General features: G+C 63.0%; 13 protein-coding genes and 1 pseudogene. 5 read left to right on the top strand and 9 right to left on the bottom strand.

The genetic code is table 11. The features are described from left to right. Positions 1–96 precede the first annotated feature (96 nt). Entirely contained in the window at positions 97–1,038 is a 942-nt protein-coding gene (locus DSM107133_RS14335; RefSeq protein WP_114291478.1) for an L-threonylcarbamoyladenylate synthase, read from the top strand. Positions 1,039–1,053: 15 nt separating this feature from the next. On the opposite strand, the gene DSM107133_RS14340 is transcribed toward DSM107133_RS14335, so the two are convergent. Genes DSM107133_RS14340 through DSM107133_RS14350 form a run of 3 tightly spaced genes read right to left on the bottom strand, consistent with a single transcriptional unit; the run spans position 1,054 to position 2,842 of the window. Beyond that, entirely contained in the window at positions 1,054–2,019 is a 966-nt protein-coding gene (locus DSM107133_RS14340) for a DUF3137 domain-containing protein (protein ID WP_114291477.1), read from the bottom strand. A gap of 5 nt (positions 2,020–2,024) precedes the next feature. Next, entirely contained in the window at positions 2,025–2,246 is a 222-nt protein-coding gene (locus DSM107133_RS14345; protein ID WP_114291476.1) for a hypothetical protein, read from the bottom strand. 44 nt (positions 2,247–2,290) lie between these two features. Further along, positions 2,291–2,842, bottom strand: coding sequence for a YqgE/AlgH family protein (locus DSM107133_RS14350; protein ID WP_114291475.1), 552 nt, complete (start codon positions 2,840–2,842; stop codon positions 2,291–2,293). A gap of 160 nt (positions 2,843–3,002) precedes the next feature. Here DSM107133_RS14350 and DSM107133_RS14355 point away from each other — a divergent pair, with 160 nt between their 5' ends. The 3 genes and pseudogenes from DSM107133_RS14355 (at position 3,003) to DSM107133_RS14365 (ending at position 6,476) form a co-directional block, all read left to right on the top strand. Then, positions 3,003–3,821, top strand: coding sequence for a protein-disulfide reductase DsbD domain-containing protein (locus tag DSM107133_RS14355; RefSeq protein WP_114291474.1), 819 nt, complete (start codon positions 3,003–3,005; stop codon positions 3,819–3,821). A gap of 270 nt (positions 3,822–4,091) precedes the next feature. Next, a pseudogene (locus DSM107133_RS14360) lies at positions 4,092–4,867 on the top strand (IS5 family transposase). A 70-nt stretch (positions 4,868–4,937) separates the two neighbouring features. Continuing rightward, complete coding sequence (locus DSM107133_RS14365) at positions 4,938–6,476, top strand: phospholipase D-like domain-containing protein (RefSeq protein WP_240310369.1); 1,539 nt, start codon at positions 4,938–4,940, stop codon at positions 6,474–6,476. A 133-nt stretch (positions 6,477–6,609) separates the two neighbouring features. Here DSM107133_RS14365 and DSM107133_RS14370 read toward each other — a convergent pair whose 3' ends face one another. The 6 genes from DSM107133_RS14370 to DSM107133_RS14395 all read right to left on the bottom strand — a co-directional run bounded on the left by DSM107133_RS14370 (position 6,610) and on the right by DSM107133_RS14395 (position 14,350). Then, entirely contained in the window at positions 6,610–10,233 is a 3,624-nt protein-coding gene (locus tag DSM107133_RS14370) for an efflux RND transporter permease subunit (protein WP_114291875.1), read from the bottom strand. A 2-nt stretch (positions 10,234–10,235) separates the two neighbouring features. Next, positions 10,236–11,696 carry an HlyD family efflux transporter periplasmic adaptor subunit gene (locus tag DSM107133_RS14375; RefSeq protein ID WP_114291876.1) on the bottom strand — a complete coding sequence of 487 codons (1,461 nt, stop codon included), beginning with the start codon at positions 11,694–11,696 and terminating at the stop codon, positions 10,236–10,238. A 103-nt stretch (positions 11,697–11,799) separates the two neighbouring features. Further along, the gene (gene moaB, locus DSM107133_RS14380; protein WP_114291877.1) at positions 11,800–12,342 is read right to left on the bottom strand and encodes a molybdenum cofactor biosynthesis protein B; all 543 of its coding nucleotides are present in this window, start codon (positions 12,340–12,342) and stop codon (positions 11,800–11,802) included. Beyond that, positions 12,339–12,956 (bottom strand): LysE family translocator, encoded by a 618-nt coding sequence (locus DSM107133_RS14385; protein ID WP_114291878.1) that lies wholly within the window; start codon positions 12,954–12,956, stop codon positions 12,339–12,341. Before DSM107133_RS14385 ends, moaB begins: the two co-directional genes overlap by 4 nt. Positions 12,957–12,983: 27 nt before the next feature. Next, a complete protein-coding gene (locus DSM107133_RS14390) occupies positions 12,984–13,580 on the bottom strand; it encodes a metallophosphoesterase family protein (RefSeq protein WP_114291879.1) in 597 nt (198 codons plus the stop codon). Further along, positions 13,577–14,350 carry a uracil-DNA glycosylase gene (locus DSM107133_RS14395; protein ID WP_114291880.1) on the bottom strand — a complete coding sequence of 258 codons (774 nt, stop codon included), beginning with the start codon at positions 14,348–14,350 and terminating at the stop codon, positions 13,577–13,579. Before DSM107133_RS14395 ends, DSM107133_RS14390 begins: the two co-directional genes overlap by 4 nt. Positions 14,351–14,467: 117 nt before the next feature. Here DSM107133_RS14395 and DSM107133_RS14400 point away from each other — a divergent pair, with 117 nt between their 5' ends. After that, positions 14,468–15,409, top strand: coding sequence for an aspartate carbamoyltransferase catalytic subunit (locus DSM107133_RS14400; protein WP_114291911.1), 942 nt, complete (start codon positions 14,468–14,470; stop codon positions 15,407–15,409). The last annotated feature ends 5 nt before the right edge of the window (positions 15,410–15,414 follow it).

Consider the following 15,414-nt stretch of genomic DNA (forward strand, 5'->3'; position numbering starts at 1 on the left):
GGTCATTTATGCGGGCGACGGGGGCAGCTTTGCGCGGTAACATGGGCTTTCCCGCCCCTTTAAGGCAACCCCAACGCGGCGTCACGCACAGATCATATGAAACAGATCAAAACCCGGCATTTGCACCCCAACGACACAGGTCTGGCGACCGCAGCCGCGCTGCTGAACGCAGGCGCGCTGGTCGCGTTCCCGACCGAGACCGTCTATGGTCTGGGGGCAGATGCCCGCAACGGACAAGCCGTGGCAGGCATTTATGCCGCCAAGGGGCGTCCCAGTTTCAACCCGCTGATCGTGCATGTGCCGGATGTGGACGCGGCACAGGCGCTGGTGCAGTGGAGCGACACCGCCGACCGGCTTGCCTCGGTCTTCTGGCCCGGCGCGCTGACGCTGGTGCTGCCGCTGGCGCCGGGGCACGGCCTGTCGTCACTGGTCACGGCAGGTCTTGAGACCGTCGCCGTCCGCGTCCCGCATCACCCCACGGCGCAGGCCTTGCTGCGGGCGGCCAACATGCCCGTTGCCGCCCCTTCGGCCAATGTGTCGGGGCGCATCAGCCCGACCACCGCAGCGCATGTGCTGGACGGCCTGTCAGGGCGCATCGCCGCCGTGCTGGATGACGGCCCCTGCCCCGTTGGTGTCGAAAGCACAATCCTGTCGCTTGCAGGCACGCCCACGCTTTTGCGGCCCGGCGGCCTGCCGGTCGAAGCCATCGAAGCGGCCCTGAACGGCCCCGTCAGCCATCACGCAGGCGACGCCATCACCGCCCCCGGCCAGCTGGCTTCGCATTATGCACCAGGCGCGACGGTGCGCCTGAACGCCACAGAGGCTGCCGAGGGCGAAGTCATGCTGGGCTTTGGCCCTGTCACGGGCGATCTGACCCTAAGCGCCTCGGGCGACCTTGTCGAAGCCGCCGCCGCGCTGTTTGACTCCCTGCACCAGCTGGACCGAATGGGCAAACCCATCGCCGTGGCCCCGATCCCGAACACCGGACTGGGCGCGGCCATCAACGACCGCCTGAACCGGGCCGCCGCCCCGCGCTAGGGTCCAGACCCTCGGCTAATCCACAAGCATGTCGATGATCCGCCTGGGAATCATCAGGTCGCGCATCGCCTTGTGTATCTGGTTTTCACATTCACTCAGCGGCTGCCCCGCCACGTCAAAGCTCATGAATTGATAGGGCAGATCAATCGCAAGATAGAAATGCCGCCCCCGGAACGCCGCCGCGATATAGGATTTCGACGCCTGATATTCCTGCGCGAAATGCAACAGTTTCCCGCCGAATTCGGGATGCAACAACCGCCGGGCCTGTTCCGGATCGTCGGTATAAACCTCGAACACCTCTTCAACACGGGCATCCGGAAATTCGAACCGGTACGGCGGCCGGTTCTTGCGTGTGGCCCAGCCTAGGACAGCGTTCAGCACACCGCCCAAGTCAGGTTGAAACACCACTGTGGGCATCTCTTCCAGACATTCGATGTCCAGCACAATCCCGCCAAACAGATGTGTCCGCTTCGTCTTGCCATCGCTGTCACGGTGCGTGTTGTGAAACGACACGCTTGTCAGCCGGTACGATATGCCCCGCCAGTTTCCGGCAATTTCCGGCCCTATGCTGCTTTTGTCGGCCACGGGAACAATGCCCAACGCCGCAAGCCGCTCTTTGGGAAAAGCCCCCTCAGGCGGGGTCACGGAAAACGTCATGTCCTCAAAGAAATCGCTGATTACCGGGCGGATGAACTGTGTCACCTCGGCCTGGACCTTTTCGCCACGGGTCAGATAGACAAGCAAGGCCACGGACCCGCCCGCGAAGATCGGGAAAATCGGCAGGAACGGATCAAGCCGGAACGCCAGCACGGCCAACACCACGCTACAGCCCGCAATCAGCCTGATCCAGATCCTGCTGCGCCGGATGGCGGCCTGGCGCGCGACTTCCTGTTCGCGCAGGAACGGTGCTATCTTGTGGTCATAGATCGCAGCAAAGCCGCGCTCGTACTCAGCGCGTTCGGTAAAGGTGAATGCGTCCATTCCGCTTATCTCTGCCACCACAGCCAAAGGCCCCAGATCATCAATCCCGCGCCAATCACGAAGGTCGGCAGAAACAGCCGCAAGGCTTCAAAATCGCTCCAGTTCAGCGAAAACCCACCGCATCCGGTCGGGTTCATGCCGCAGCCAAAGGCATTCAGAAAGACCCAGCCAGCGAAAGTCGCCCCAAACAGGATCACGCCTGCGACAAATATCCAAAACGCTTTCATAAACCCTCAGTGCGTTGGCAACGGCGATGGCGCAATGGCCACGTTCACGCCCGCCCCGCCGTGCCCGACAGGCCCAGCGGATCAACCCCCAGCGACTTAAGCGCGCTTTGCCATTTGTCACTGCTGTCCGCGAATACCAGATCGGTGCTGGCGTCGCAGGTCAGCCAGCCATTGGCCAGAATCTCCTGCTCGAGCTGCCCCGGCCCCCAACCGGCATAGCCCAGCATCAGCAAGGCCTGCGCAGGCCCTGCGCCGCGCCCGATGTCTTCCAGAATGTCCTGTGTTGCAGTCATGCCAAAGCCGTCACCGATCTTGAGCGAGTGCAATTGCGAGCTGTAGTCCGCCGAGTGCAACACGAACCCGCGCGAGGTCTCGACCGGCCCGCCAAAATGCACCGGCATCTTGCGCACCTGCGCCGACACCTCGATGTCCAGTTGTTCCAGAACCTCGCCCAGCGCCAGATCCTGCGCAGGTTTGTTCACGATCAGCCCCATGGCACCCTTGGACGAATGTTCGCACAGAAACACCACAGAATGATCGAACCGCATATCCCCCATGCCCGGCATCGCCAGCAATAGCTTGCCCGTCAGTTCCATGCCTTGATCCGTCATTGCCGTCCCGCAGTTGTGTAACATGTCCCTACCAGAATGGGCATAGCACCCGCTGCGTGCAAGGGGCAGTGACCGCCCTTGTTCGAAACAAGGGCTGATGAAAACGTGACTTGGCTTTGTGCAGCACTCAGGTCACATAAAGGGCATGATCCGCACGCTTTCCTTACTTGCAGCCCTGATGCTGGCACCTGTGGCCGCTGTCCTTGGCACCACATCCGTCCTGGCACAGGACATGCCGATTACCGGACGGGTGGTGCAAGGCTGGACCTTGCCCGACGGGCGCTTGGTGGCCGGGATTGACCTGCAACTGAAACCCGGTTGGAAAACCTATTGGCGATCACCGGGCGACGCAGGCATTCCGCCGCAATTCGACTGGACGCGCGCGCGCAATGTGGGCAGCGTGGCTATCACATGGCCCACGCCGCATGTGTTTCACCAGAACGGCATGCGCTCGATTGGCTACAAGGGCCACGTTGTGATCCCCCTGCATATCCAGCCCAAAGTGGCGGGCCGTCCGGTGCGCCTGCGTGGCGAGATGGATCTGGGCGTGTGTTCCGACATCTGCATACCGCACCGGATCGACTTTGACAGCACGCTGGATACGACCCTGTCCAAACCTGTGCCAAGCATTGCAGCCGCCTTGACCGAAACACCGTTTTCGGCCCGCGAGGCCGGAGTCGTCACCGCAACCTGCACCCTGCGCCCGATCCCCGACGGCATGGAAGTGACAGTGCAGGTTCAAATGCCCCCCTCGGGCGGTACAGAAGTTGCGGTGATCGAACCCAACATCCCCGACGTCTGGACATCCGAAGCCGCAACCAGTCGCAACGGCAACTGGCTGCGCGCCACGGCGCAAATGATGCACAACAGTGGCCGCCCCTTTGCCATCAACCGCAGCGCCATGCGCATCACGGTTCTGGGCAGCCATCATGCGGTTGATATTCAGGGCTGTACGGCAGGCTAACTGTCGAGGGTCAAGTGACTTTTCAGCCTTGGCGGTTTCAACGATACCCAAATACCAAACCGGAGCCTGGCGCAGAATGCAGCAAATGTCCGGTTCAAATCCATTTCGACGAAAATTGCGGCACAAACGAATGTCGGTAAGTGGTTTCTAAGCCGCGTATTATCTGGTCAAAGTCACCTAGTCACCTAGGGTCTGGACCCTAGGTCACATACCCATAAAAGGGATTCACAGACTTTAGAAAACGTGATTCACTTTCCGGCAAATGTGGAGGTGAGAATGGCACGTTTTGATTTGACAGATTTTGAATGGTCGGTGATCCAGCCGTTGCTGCCGACGAAGGTGCGCGGCAAGCCGCGTGTGGATGACCGGCGGGTTTTGAACGGCATCTTCTGGCGCTTGCGGACTGGTGCGCCCTGGGCAGACATTCCTGCCCGATACGGGCCGCATACGACCTGTGTGAACCGCTTCAACCGCTGGCGGCGTGCGGGTCACTGGGCGCGTATTCTTGAAGCAATATCAGAGGCATATGAGGGTGAGGTGCAAATGATTGACAGCTCCTCCATCCGGGTACACCAACAGGGCGCAAATGGCCCTAAAAAAGGGGGCGATCCGATTGCCTGGGTCGCTCAAGGGGCGGGCTGACAACGAAAATCCACGCTTTGGTGGACGCGCTTGGCCGCCCGATCCGGCTCATGCTGACGGCTGGGCAGGCCTATGATGGACACGCGGCAGAGCAGATGCTGGATCGACTGAAAGAAGGCTGCAGCGTGCTGGCGGATCGCGCCTATGACAGCAACGCGATCCGTGATTTGATCGCCAAACAGAAGGCGCAAGCCGTGATCCCTTCGATGCCGCAACGCAATCCTGTCATCCCGCATGATCGCGAGCGTTACAAAGCACGCAACGCAGTGGAGCGTTTCTTCAACAAACTCAAAAACTTCCGCGCGGTAGCAACAAGATATGACAAACGCGATGATAATTTCCTCGCATCCATACAACTCGCGTCAATCAGGATCTGGTTGCGAACTTATGAGTCGGTGACCTAGAGGCTTGTGGCAATCCATGGGGTCGCAGCAAGGCACTCTTTGGCCAGGCAAAACGGTGAGGGGCTTTGACATGATCCAAAACAGTCACGGGGACGACAATTCCGCTGCCGCTTTCTTTGATCCGGGCCGGAACTGCTGGCGCGTGCCGACGGCCGGGCGGCTGGCGCTGGTGATTGACGGTGAGCTTTATTTTGCGGCGTTGCGACGGGTCATTCGCCAGGCCCGGCGCGAGCTGCTACTGATCGGTTGGGATTTCGACTTCGAGATCGAAATGCTGCCAGGCGAAAGCGATGAGGACGGAAACGCCCCTGATGGACTGCCCAATCAAGTCGGCGCGTTTCTGGAGGCGGTTGTCGAACAGGCCCCCGACCTGCATGTTTATATCCTCAAGTGGAACGGCGCGGTCATCATAGCACCGGGCCGCCTGCTGTCGTCCGTGTCGGTCCTTGTCTCCAGCAGCGACCGCATCCACTTCGCTCTGGACGGGAAACATCCTTTCGGTGCGTGCCATCACCAGAAAATCATCGTTGCCGATAAATCCTTCGCGTTTTGCGGCGGCATCGACGTGACCGAAAACCGCTGGGATACGTCCGAGCATCTCCCCGACGATGCGCGCCGGATCGGCAAGGACGGGGCCCCGCTGGCGCCATGGCACGATGTAACCACTGCGATGACTGGCCCCGCCGCCGAAGCGCTGGGCGAGCTTTCACGCGCGAGGTGGGCGCGCGCCACCGGCGAAACGCTGACGCCCCCCGACGCAGCCGCACGCGACATCTGGCCCGACAATCTGAAGGTCGAAGCGACGCAGATCAAGGTTGCGATCGCCCGTACAGAACCACCCTATGACAGCGAGCCGCTTATCAACGAGATTGAATGTCTGTTCCTGGACAGCATCAGTATGGCCCGCGAAACGATTTACATCGAATCGCAATACCTGACGACCAAGACGGTCTGCGACGCGTTGTGCGCGCGGCTCTCTGCTGACGATGCGCCCGAGATCATCATCATCAATCCCGAGGCGGCCCTGAACGGCTTCGAGGACAAGTCAATGCATGCGCTGCGCGGTCGCGCCATCAGTCGCCTTCAGGCCGCCGACCGGTCGGACAGGTTCCGTATTTTCAATCCCGTGAACAGCGCTGACGAACCGATCTACGTCCACGCGAAGGTTATGATCGTGGACGATACACTTCTGCACATCGGGTCCAGCAACCTGAATGACAGGTCCATGGGATTCGATACGGAATGTGACGTCGCCATTCACGGCCATGCCGACCTCATCTGCGACTTTCGGGACAAGCTGCTGTCCGAACATCTGGGCGTATCGCCAGAGCATTTCGCGGAAACATTGCGCCGCGAAGGGTCAGTCATCGCGGCCATCGCAGGTCTGAATCCCCGGCAGGGCCGCGGTCTGCGGCCGATCGTGCCCTCGTCCGAGACTGTGATGGGCAAGCTTCTCGCCGATACCCGTCTCATGGACCAGCGTTATTTTGACCGCCATGACAGCAAAGCAGGAGAAGGCTTGCGCCCGCGTCATATCGCCATGGCGGCAGCAGGATTCGCGGCTGCTTACGTTGCAGACAAGCTGTGGAAGCACTGGCGCCGCAAGTGACGTTGCCGATCCATCGCACGCAAGTTTCACGCTATGCTTCCAGGGTCCAGACCCCAGATCTGCATGGCGCGTCCGCTGCGCTCAAAAAACTCAGGCGACCGGGGCAAACCCATGCGACGGCCCCAACCCGGCCTCAAACCACCCTGCGTGCCCGCATCACCTGATAGCCCACCGCTGCCAGCACATAGACCAGCGCAACCACGCCCAGCAGCCCCACAGTAAACAGCACAAAGGCCGCCAACCACGGCGACAATGCCGCCAGCACCGGCCACAACGGCACCAACGCCGGCCACAGCGCGCCCGTCACCGCAACATAGCCCACCGTCGCAGCCCCCCAGGCCAGCACCACCAACCACAGCGGCACCAGCAGCAACTGCAATCCGCGTGTTCGCAGTCCGCGCCGCATCGCGCGCACCTGCCGCGCCACGTCATGTTGCGCCGCAATCAACGCAGGCACCACCAGCAACACCAGCACCATGCCAAAGCCCAAGCCGTAAACCAATGTAATCACTGTCGGCTTGAGAAACTGCGCGTCCTGCGATGTCTCATACAACAGCGGTGCCATGCCCAACACCGTCGTCAGCGTGGTCAGCAACACGGGCCGCAGCCGGTCGGCCGCACCATCAATGATCGACGGGATCAATCCGCGTTCGGCGGCGTATTCGTCGATGGTGGTGACCAGAACAATGGAATCGTTGATGATAATCCCCGTCATCCCCAACAGCCCGACCACCGTGAACATGCTCGTCGGCACCCCCCACTGCGCATGGCCATAGATCGTGCCCACCAGCCCGAAGGGGATCACCGCCATCACGACAAGGGGCCGCATCCAGCTGGCAAAGATCCACGACAGCACCAGATAGATGCCCAACAGACACAATATCAGCCCGGTCAGTGCCTGATTCAAAAAGGTGTTCTCCTGCTCGCTCAGCCCCGCCACGCGGAACTCCACCTGCCGTTCGGACGCGATGCGCGGCAAGATGTCGGTCTGCAACGCGCGGGTGATTTCGGCGGCGCGAGCGGGGTCGTCTTCGGAGATGTCACCGGTGACCGAGATCAGCCGGATGCCGTTTTCGCGCCGCACGGTGGAAAATCCGGTGCGGCGGGTGACGCTGACAATATCGGCCAGCGGCACATAGGTGCCCGCCGTGGTCCGCAACTGGGTGCGTTCCAGAAAGTCCGCCGTCAGCTCGCTTTCAGGCAGCTCGACGCGGATGGTCGCACTGCGCGGCCCGTCGGGATAAGTCGCCGCCTCGATCCCGTTCAGCCGGTGACGCAGCGCACGCCCCAGCGTGTCGATGGTAAAGCCCAGCGCCTGCCCCTGTGCTGTCAGGTCCAGGATCAGCTCTTCCTTGTCATAGGCCAGATTGTCCTCGACCGCGCTGACCTCGGGGTATTGCAGCACCGCGCGTTTCAGATCCTCCGACGCCGCCTTGAGCACATCGGTGCTGGCGCCAAAGAACTGCACATCCAGCGCATCGCCTCCCGGTCCCGAGCGCCAGCCGCGAAAGCTGACGGTTTCGACCAGCGGATGATGCACCACGCTCTCTTGCAGCTCGGCCACAAAGGCAAAGGAGGAATAGGGCCGCAGATCGGCGTCGATCAGCTCGATCGAGATACCGCCCAGCTGGTCGGCGTCCTTGGTGTCGGACCCGCCCAGCGCGCGCCCTGCGTTGCCGCCGATTTCCGCGATCACATAGTCCAGCGGGTTGCGGCCATACCGCTCTTCATAGGTCTTGCCCAATGCCTCGGTCGCGCGCTGCATTTCGCGCATCATCTCAAGAGTATCGGCGCGGGTGGCGCCTTCGGCCATCGCAAAGTTGCCGGTGACCGAACCGCGTTCGGGCGCGTTGAAGAACCGCCACTGCACGTCGCCGGTGATAAACAGTGCAACCTGACTGGCCAGCACTGCCAGAACACCGGCCAACACCACATAACGCGCCGCGATGACCCCGGCCATGAACGGGCGGAACAGCCTGTCGCGCAGCCATTCAAAGCCGCGGTTCACGATCTTGGACGGCAGGTCGATGCCCGCGCTGCCGATGCGCTGGACGACGGCGGCCTTGGCGCGGCGCGGCAGCAGCAGAAAGATCACAGCACAACCCGCCAGCGCATAGGCAGCAACGCGCAACCCGTCCCAGACAATCGCCGCCCACACCCCGTCGTCGGGCCTGGTGATCATTGCCCAGACCAGCATGGCCCCACCGCCGATGAACACGGCCCCCGTGACCAGCCCGACGGCCAGCTTGCCATAGCTGAACTGCGACTGCCCGTCGGGCCGGATGGCATGGGACATGTGGTGTGGCAGGATCAGGAAACATTCGACCAGCGACGCCACAAGCACCACGATCACCGTATAGGGAATGTCGCGGATCAGATCGCCAAAGCGACCGCCGATGGCCACCAATGCAAAAAACGCAATCACCGTGGTCAGCGTCGCGGCAAAGACCGGCATGGCCATGCGACGCGCCGCAGTTTCCGCCGCAACCACCGGAGATTCGCCGTAATAGCGCGCCCGATGGTCAGCATGTTCGCCCACCACAATCGCGTCATCCACCACGATGCCCAGCGTGATGATCAGGCCGAACAACGACACCATGTTGATCGTCAGACCACCCACATACATCAGTGCAATCGCCGCCATCATCGCCACGGGTATCCCCGCCGCGACCCAGATTGCCGTGCGCGCGTTCAGGAACAGGAACAACAGCGCCACCACCATCGCCAGCCCGACCATCCCGTTGTCGACAAGAATATCCAGCCGCCCCGAAATTTCTTCGGCGCGGGTGCGGATCAGGTCGACTGTAACCGCAGGCGGCAAGGTTGCCTGCAAGGCTTCGGCCACCTGTTCCACGCGGTGCTGCACCGCGATGGCATCGCCCGTGTCCGACCGGTCAACGCGGATCGACACCGCCGGATCTGGCCCGACGAAGTAGCTGCGCGACCGGTCCACGCCGCGCTGTTCCACCCGCGCCACATCGCCAATCGTCAGCTTGGATCCGTCGGGGTTCGAGCGCAGGACAATCCCGCTGATCGCCTGCGCGCTGCGCTTTTCGGTGCCGGTGCGCACGCGCGCGTTGGCACCGGTCACATCGCCTGCGGGGTTGGCATCGACCTCGGCGGCGATGGCCGTTGCAATGTCGGCCATGCTGACGTCATAGGCGATCAACCGCGCCGAGGGCACTTCGACCAGCAACTGCGGCGCTGCCACCCCGCGAATGGTTGTGCGCGTCACCCCCTGGGCAAACAACCGCGTCACCAGTTCATCCGCGAACAGGCCCAATTGCTGTGGCGACACCGGCCCCGAGATGACCACATCGGTCACGCGGTCACGCCAGACGCCCCGGCGCACCGTGGGCTCGTCCGCCTCGTCCGGCAGCGTCGTAACCGCGTTCACCGCCGTCTGCACATCATCCGCCGCGCGGCTCATGTCCCAGTTCGGCTCAAACTCAAGCGTGATCGCCCCGCGCCCCTCGACCGAGGTGGCCCGAGAGCTTTCAACCCCTTCCACCGCCAGCAACGCAGGTTCAAGCACCTGCACAATGCCTGCGTCGACATCTTCGGCACCGGCCCCGTCCCAGCTGACACTTACGGTCACGTCATCAATAATCACATCCGGGAAATGCTGCGCCCGCATGTTCGGAATGGCCACCGCCCCGGCTGCCAGCATCAGAACCAGCAGCAGATTGGCCAACGTCCGGTGACGGGTAAAATAGCTGAGGATGCCGCCCGCCGCCGAGGGAATCTCGCGTGCCATGCTCAGCCGCCCATCCGGCTTTCGATCCGCGCAACCATCTGTGCGGGCACCTGCGGTTCGGCCAGTTGCGACAGAACGCGGGCCTTGGCTTCTTGTGGCATCCGGTCATTGCCCTCGACATAGGCCACCAGCCGCGCGCGCCGTTCGGCACTCAACTCCAGCATCTCGGGCCCGGCCGGAACCACGGCGTCGCGGCCGATGCGCAAGGGGGTTACGGCAATACCCGCCCCCAACAGGGGCGAGCGGGCCTCGACCACCTCGCGCCCCGCCAGACCGTCGCCGCGCACCAGAATAGTATCGCCCTGACGGCGCAACAACTCGACCGCCACGGTTTCCAGCCGGTCATCTGCGCCCAGAGCCAGCACCGTGCCATCTGCACCCCATGCCGAAGACGGCAGGCGCACAACGTCGCGCAACAGCGGCTCCTCTACGCCCACGGTCACGAAATCGCCGGGCTTGAACCCGCGCGCGTTGCTGAGACGGGCAAAAACCAGCCGCCCAGTCTGCGCCTCGCCCGCGTCGACACTGGCGCGGCTGATGATGCCCGTGGCCTGCAAATCAATGCCCGCAACATCCAGCGTCGCCACCAAGGGGGCGTTCAGCAGGTTGCCCGCCGCGTCCAGCAGCCGCGCATATTGCGCGGTCGAGACCCGGAACGACACTTCCAGCGCATCGGGATCCACCAGATCGGCCAGCTTTTCATTGCCCGACACCAGCCGCCCCAGCGCCACATTGGTCAGGCTCAGCGTGCCATCAAAAGGCGCGCGCAGGGTGGTATCTGCCAGCCGCCGTTTGGCCTCGGCCAGCGCAATCTCGGTGCGGGCCAGCGTGGTGTTGGCCTGATCTATGCGCGCCTCGGCTGCAGTTACAGCCTGCCTGCGCGACAACACCGCCTGACGTGCCGACGAGGCAGCCAGTTCAGCGGTTTCCACGGCAGCGGCGGTGCCCACACCGCGCGTTTCCAGATCAACCTGCCGCTGGTATGCCTTTTGACGCAAATCCGCCTGTTCCTGAGCTGCTGCCTGATCGTCACGGCCCAGATCCAGCGCACGCTGCGCATCGCGCAGTTCTGCCTTGGCGTCGGAAATATCGGCCTGTACCCGATCCAGCGTCGATTGCGCATCGGCAGGATCAACCTGCACCAGCACATCACCGGCGCGCACCGTGCCGCCGTCTTCAAAACTGTCGGCCATTTCGATCACGCGCCCCGCAACCGCCGCGCGCAGCTCAAGCGTGCGCCGCGACTGCACCTCGCCAAAGGTTTCCAGAACCGGCACCACATCACCCGCCTCGGCCAGCACCAATGTCACCGCAAAGGTGCGTTCACGCGCGGGCGGCGCCTTGGTCTCCCGCGCCAGACGTTCCTGCACCGCACCACGCACCAGATTGCCCGCAAAGACCAGCAAGGCCATTGTCAGCGCCGTCAGGATCAGCCCGATCAGGCTTTGTCTTAGAAACCGCATGCATTCATACCTGTTGGCCCCGTTGCTGTGTCAGAGGCATGATATCATAGCACGAATACGCACTGCGAAACCCGGCCCCACGACGATGTTACGCAAAGCGAGATCATTTCCGTCGCAGATGTTCGTCAAGTCGCGGCATTATTTCAACAAAATTGCAGGGACGGTGGCGGAAATCCAGCTGCCTGACCAGAATTTCATCCCAGGCATCCTTGCAGGCACCGGGACTGCCGGGCAGCGCGAACAGATAGGTGCCGCCCGCCACACCGCCCGTGGCACGGCTTTGCACGGCGCTGGTGCCGATCTTGTTCATGCTGACGATGGTAAACACCGTGCCAAAAGCGTCGATTTCCTTTTCATAGACATCGCGGTGCGCCTCGACCGTGACATCGCGGCCCGTCAGGCCGGTGCCGCCGGTGCTGATCACCACGTCGATCTGCACATCGGCGCACCATGCGCGCAGCTGGTCCGCAATCTCGGTCCGCTCGTCTGCGATGATCTTGCGGTCGGCCAGCACATGCCCCGCCGCCGCGATCCGGTCCACCAGCACATCGCCCGAGCGGTCCTCGGCCAGCGTGCGCGTGTCGCTGACGGTCAGCACCGCGATGCGGACGGGGATAAACTCTTTGCTCTCGTCAATCCGGCTCATGCGCTGCGCTCCAGCAAGGCCAACCGCACCGCGAGGGCCGCAAAAATTCCGCTGGTGATATAGTCCAGCACCCGGCTGCCCCGCGCCAGACGCGCGCCCAGACCCGAGGCAAAGACACCCACGGCCCCGTTGATCACAAACCCGCCCAGCGCCATCACCAGCCCAAGGATCAGGAATTGCACCAGCACAGGCAGCCCGTCGGGCTGTACGAACTGGGGCAAGAAGGCCAGCACGAACAGGATCACCTTGAGGTTGGTCAGGTTCACGATCAATCCCGTGCGAAACGCCTGAATGGCACGCAATCCGCCCGCCTTGCTGCGTTTCGCGTCACTGCCGCGCAGCAGTTGCAGCGCCAGATACAGCAGATAGGCCACGCCGGCCCAGCGGATCACCTCGAACGCGCCCGGCACCGTGGCCACCACAGCGCCCAGACCCAGCCCCGCAAGTCCGGTGTGAATAAACGCGCCCAGCGAAATGCCGGCACTCGCCGCCACCGCCGCCCGTGGCCCGGACCTCAGCCCCTGGCCCAGACAAAACATCATATCCGCCCCCGGCGTCAGGTTCAGCGCCAGCGCCGCAGGCAAAAACGCCAGCAAGGTAATCCATTCGGTCATTGTCGGTTCCAATCCGATGTCACGGGGTCACGCCCCAAGGTCAAACCAGTTCACAGTCGGCCCAAGGTTGACCACACGCGTGTCACCAATCTGCCCCTCCTGCCCCCAGCAATCGTGAATGTGCCCGCAAAACATCAGCTTGGGCTGGATACGTTCGACCGCCACGCGGATCGCGGTCGATCCCACAGACTCGCCGCCGCTGGTCACATCCACCACGCCTTTGGGCGGGGCATGGCAGATCAGCAGGTCGGCCCCATCACAGCCCGCCAGCATCGTGGCGGCAGCGTCTTCGTCCAGATCGCAGGACCATTGGCCAAAGGGCGTCGGCGGCACGCCATAGCCCATACCGAACAGCCGCAGCCCGCCGACCTCATGCGCATCGCCATGCAGCACCGTCGCGCGGGGTGCTGCGGCGCGCAACTCGTCCACGCTTTCCGCATTGCCCGGCACCAACACCAACGGCACCGCGATCCCGTCCAGCAGCGCCATCGCGCCCCCCAGATCATGCCGCATGTTGCAATAATCCCCCGCGCCAATCACCAGATCGGCATCGGCGCTCGCGGCCACCAGATCGGCGGCCCGCGCGCGGGCGTGGTGCAGGTCGGAAAAGGCCAGAATCCTCATGCGTTCAACCGTGCCTGTATGTCCAGAAGGTCCGCCCAGGCCTCGCGCTTGGCCAGCGGATTGCGCAGCAGATGGGCGGGCGGGAACATCGGCATGGCAGGCTTGCCGCACACCTTGGCCCAGGTGCCGCGCATCCGCGTGATGCCGGGTTTCCCGATCAGCGCCTGCGCGGCCACATTGCCCATGATCACAACCACATCCGGGTCGGCCAGCGCAATGTGACGCTCCAGAAACGGGGCCATCATCGCAATTTCCTCGCCCGTCGGCGCGCGGTCCTGCGGCGTGCGCCAGGGCAGCGCCAGCGTGGCATAGACCGGCACATCGGTGGACCGCCCCATGCCGATGGCCGCAAACATCGCATCCAGCAACGCGCCCTCGGCCCCGACAAAGGGCGTGCCGGCACGGTCTTCCTCGCGGTTCGGAGCATCGCCCACAATCATCACCCGCGCCGCCGGATCGCCATCGGCAAACACCAGATTGCGCGCGCCCTTCTGCAGATCGCAATGTCCAAAGCCCGCAATCGCCGCGTGCAAGCCCGCAATGTCGGCAGCCTGCGCCGCAGCCGCGCGCGCCATCGCGGGCAGATCCACCTGCGTTTCAACAAAGCGCACCGCGCCCTTTTTCGGCACTTGCGGGGCGGCCTTGGGCTTGGGCGCGGCGGCGGGTGTTTCATAGCGGTTCACGGGCGCATCCATGATGCACTCGTCCACCCCCAGTTCAACCTGCCACGCAAGCAAGGCGGCGGCGTCATGATAACTTAGTGATTCCATGCTGCCACTCTACGCCGCCCCGCAGCCAGACAAAACGCCTGTTACACGCACCTGCCGCCGATGCTTGCCGCCCCCCAGCCGCGCCCCTATAAAGCGCGCAACTCAGGAGACCTGCGCATGACCTTCAAACACCGCCATCTGCTGGGCATCGAGCCGCTTGCCCCCACAGACATCACCACGCTGCTGGATCTGGCCGACGATTATGTCGCCCTGAACCGCAACGCCAAACATTCCGATACGCTGGCGGGGCTGACGCAGATCAACATGTTCTTCGAAAACTCGACCCGCACGCAGGCGTCGTTTGAAATCGCGGGCAAACGGCTGGGTGCCGACGTGATGAACATGGCGATGCAGGCCTCTTCGATCAAAAAGGGCGAAACCCTGATCGACACCGCGATGACCCTGAACGCCATGCATCCCGACCTGCTGGTGGTGCGCCATCCGCAATCGGGCGCGGTCGACCTGCTGGCGCAAAAGGTCAACTGCGCCGTGCTGAACGCCGGTGACGGCCGCCACGAGCACCCCACCCAGGCGCTGCTGGACGCGCTGACGATCCGGCGCGCCAAGGGCCGCCTGCACCGCCTGTCCATCGCCATCTGCGGCGACATCGCCCACAGCCGCGTGGCGCGTAGCAACATCATGCTGCTGGGCAAGATGGAGAACCGCATTCGCCTGATCGCCCCGCCCACGCTGATGCCTTCGGGCATCGAGGAATTCGGCGTCGAAGTGTTCGACGACATGGCCAAAGGGCTGAAAGACGTCGATGTGGTGATGATGTTGCGCTTGCAAAAAGAGCGCATGGATGGCGGTTTTATCCCCAGCGAACGCGAATATTACCACCGGTTTGGACTGGATTCCGAAAAGCTTGCACATGCCAAGCCCGACGCCATCGTCATGCACCCCGGTCCGATGAATCGCGGCGTGGAAATCGACGGAACACTGGCCGACGACATCAACCGCAGCGTTATTCAGGAGCAGGTGGAAATGGGCGTGGCCGTGCGCATGGCCGCGATGGACCTGCTGGCGCAAAACCTGCGCGCCGAACGCGCCGCGGCCTGACACGG

This window comes from Pseudosulfitobacter sp. DSM 107133 (assembly GCF_022788695.1).
In the GTDB taxonomy this organism is placed as follows: Bacteria; Pseudomonadota; Alphaproteobacteria; order Rhodobacterales; family Rhodobacteraceae; genus Pseudosulfitobacter.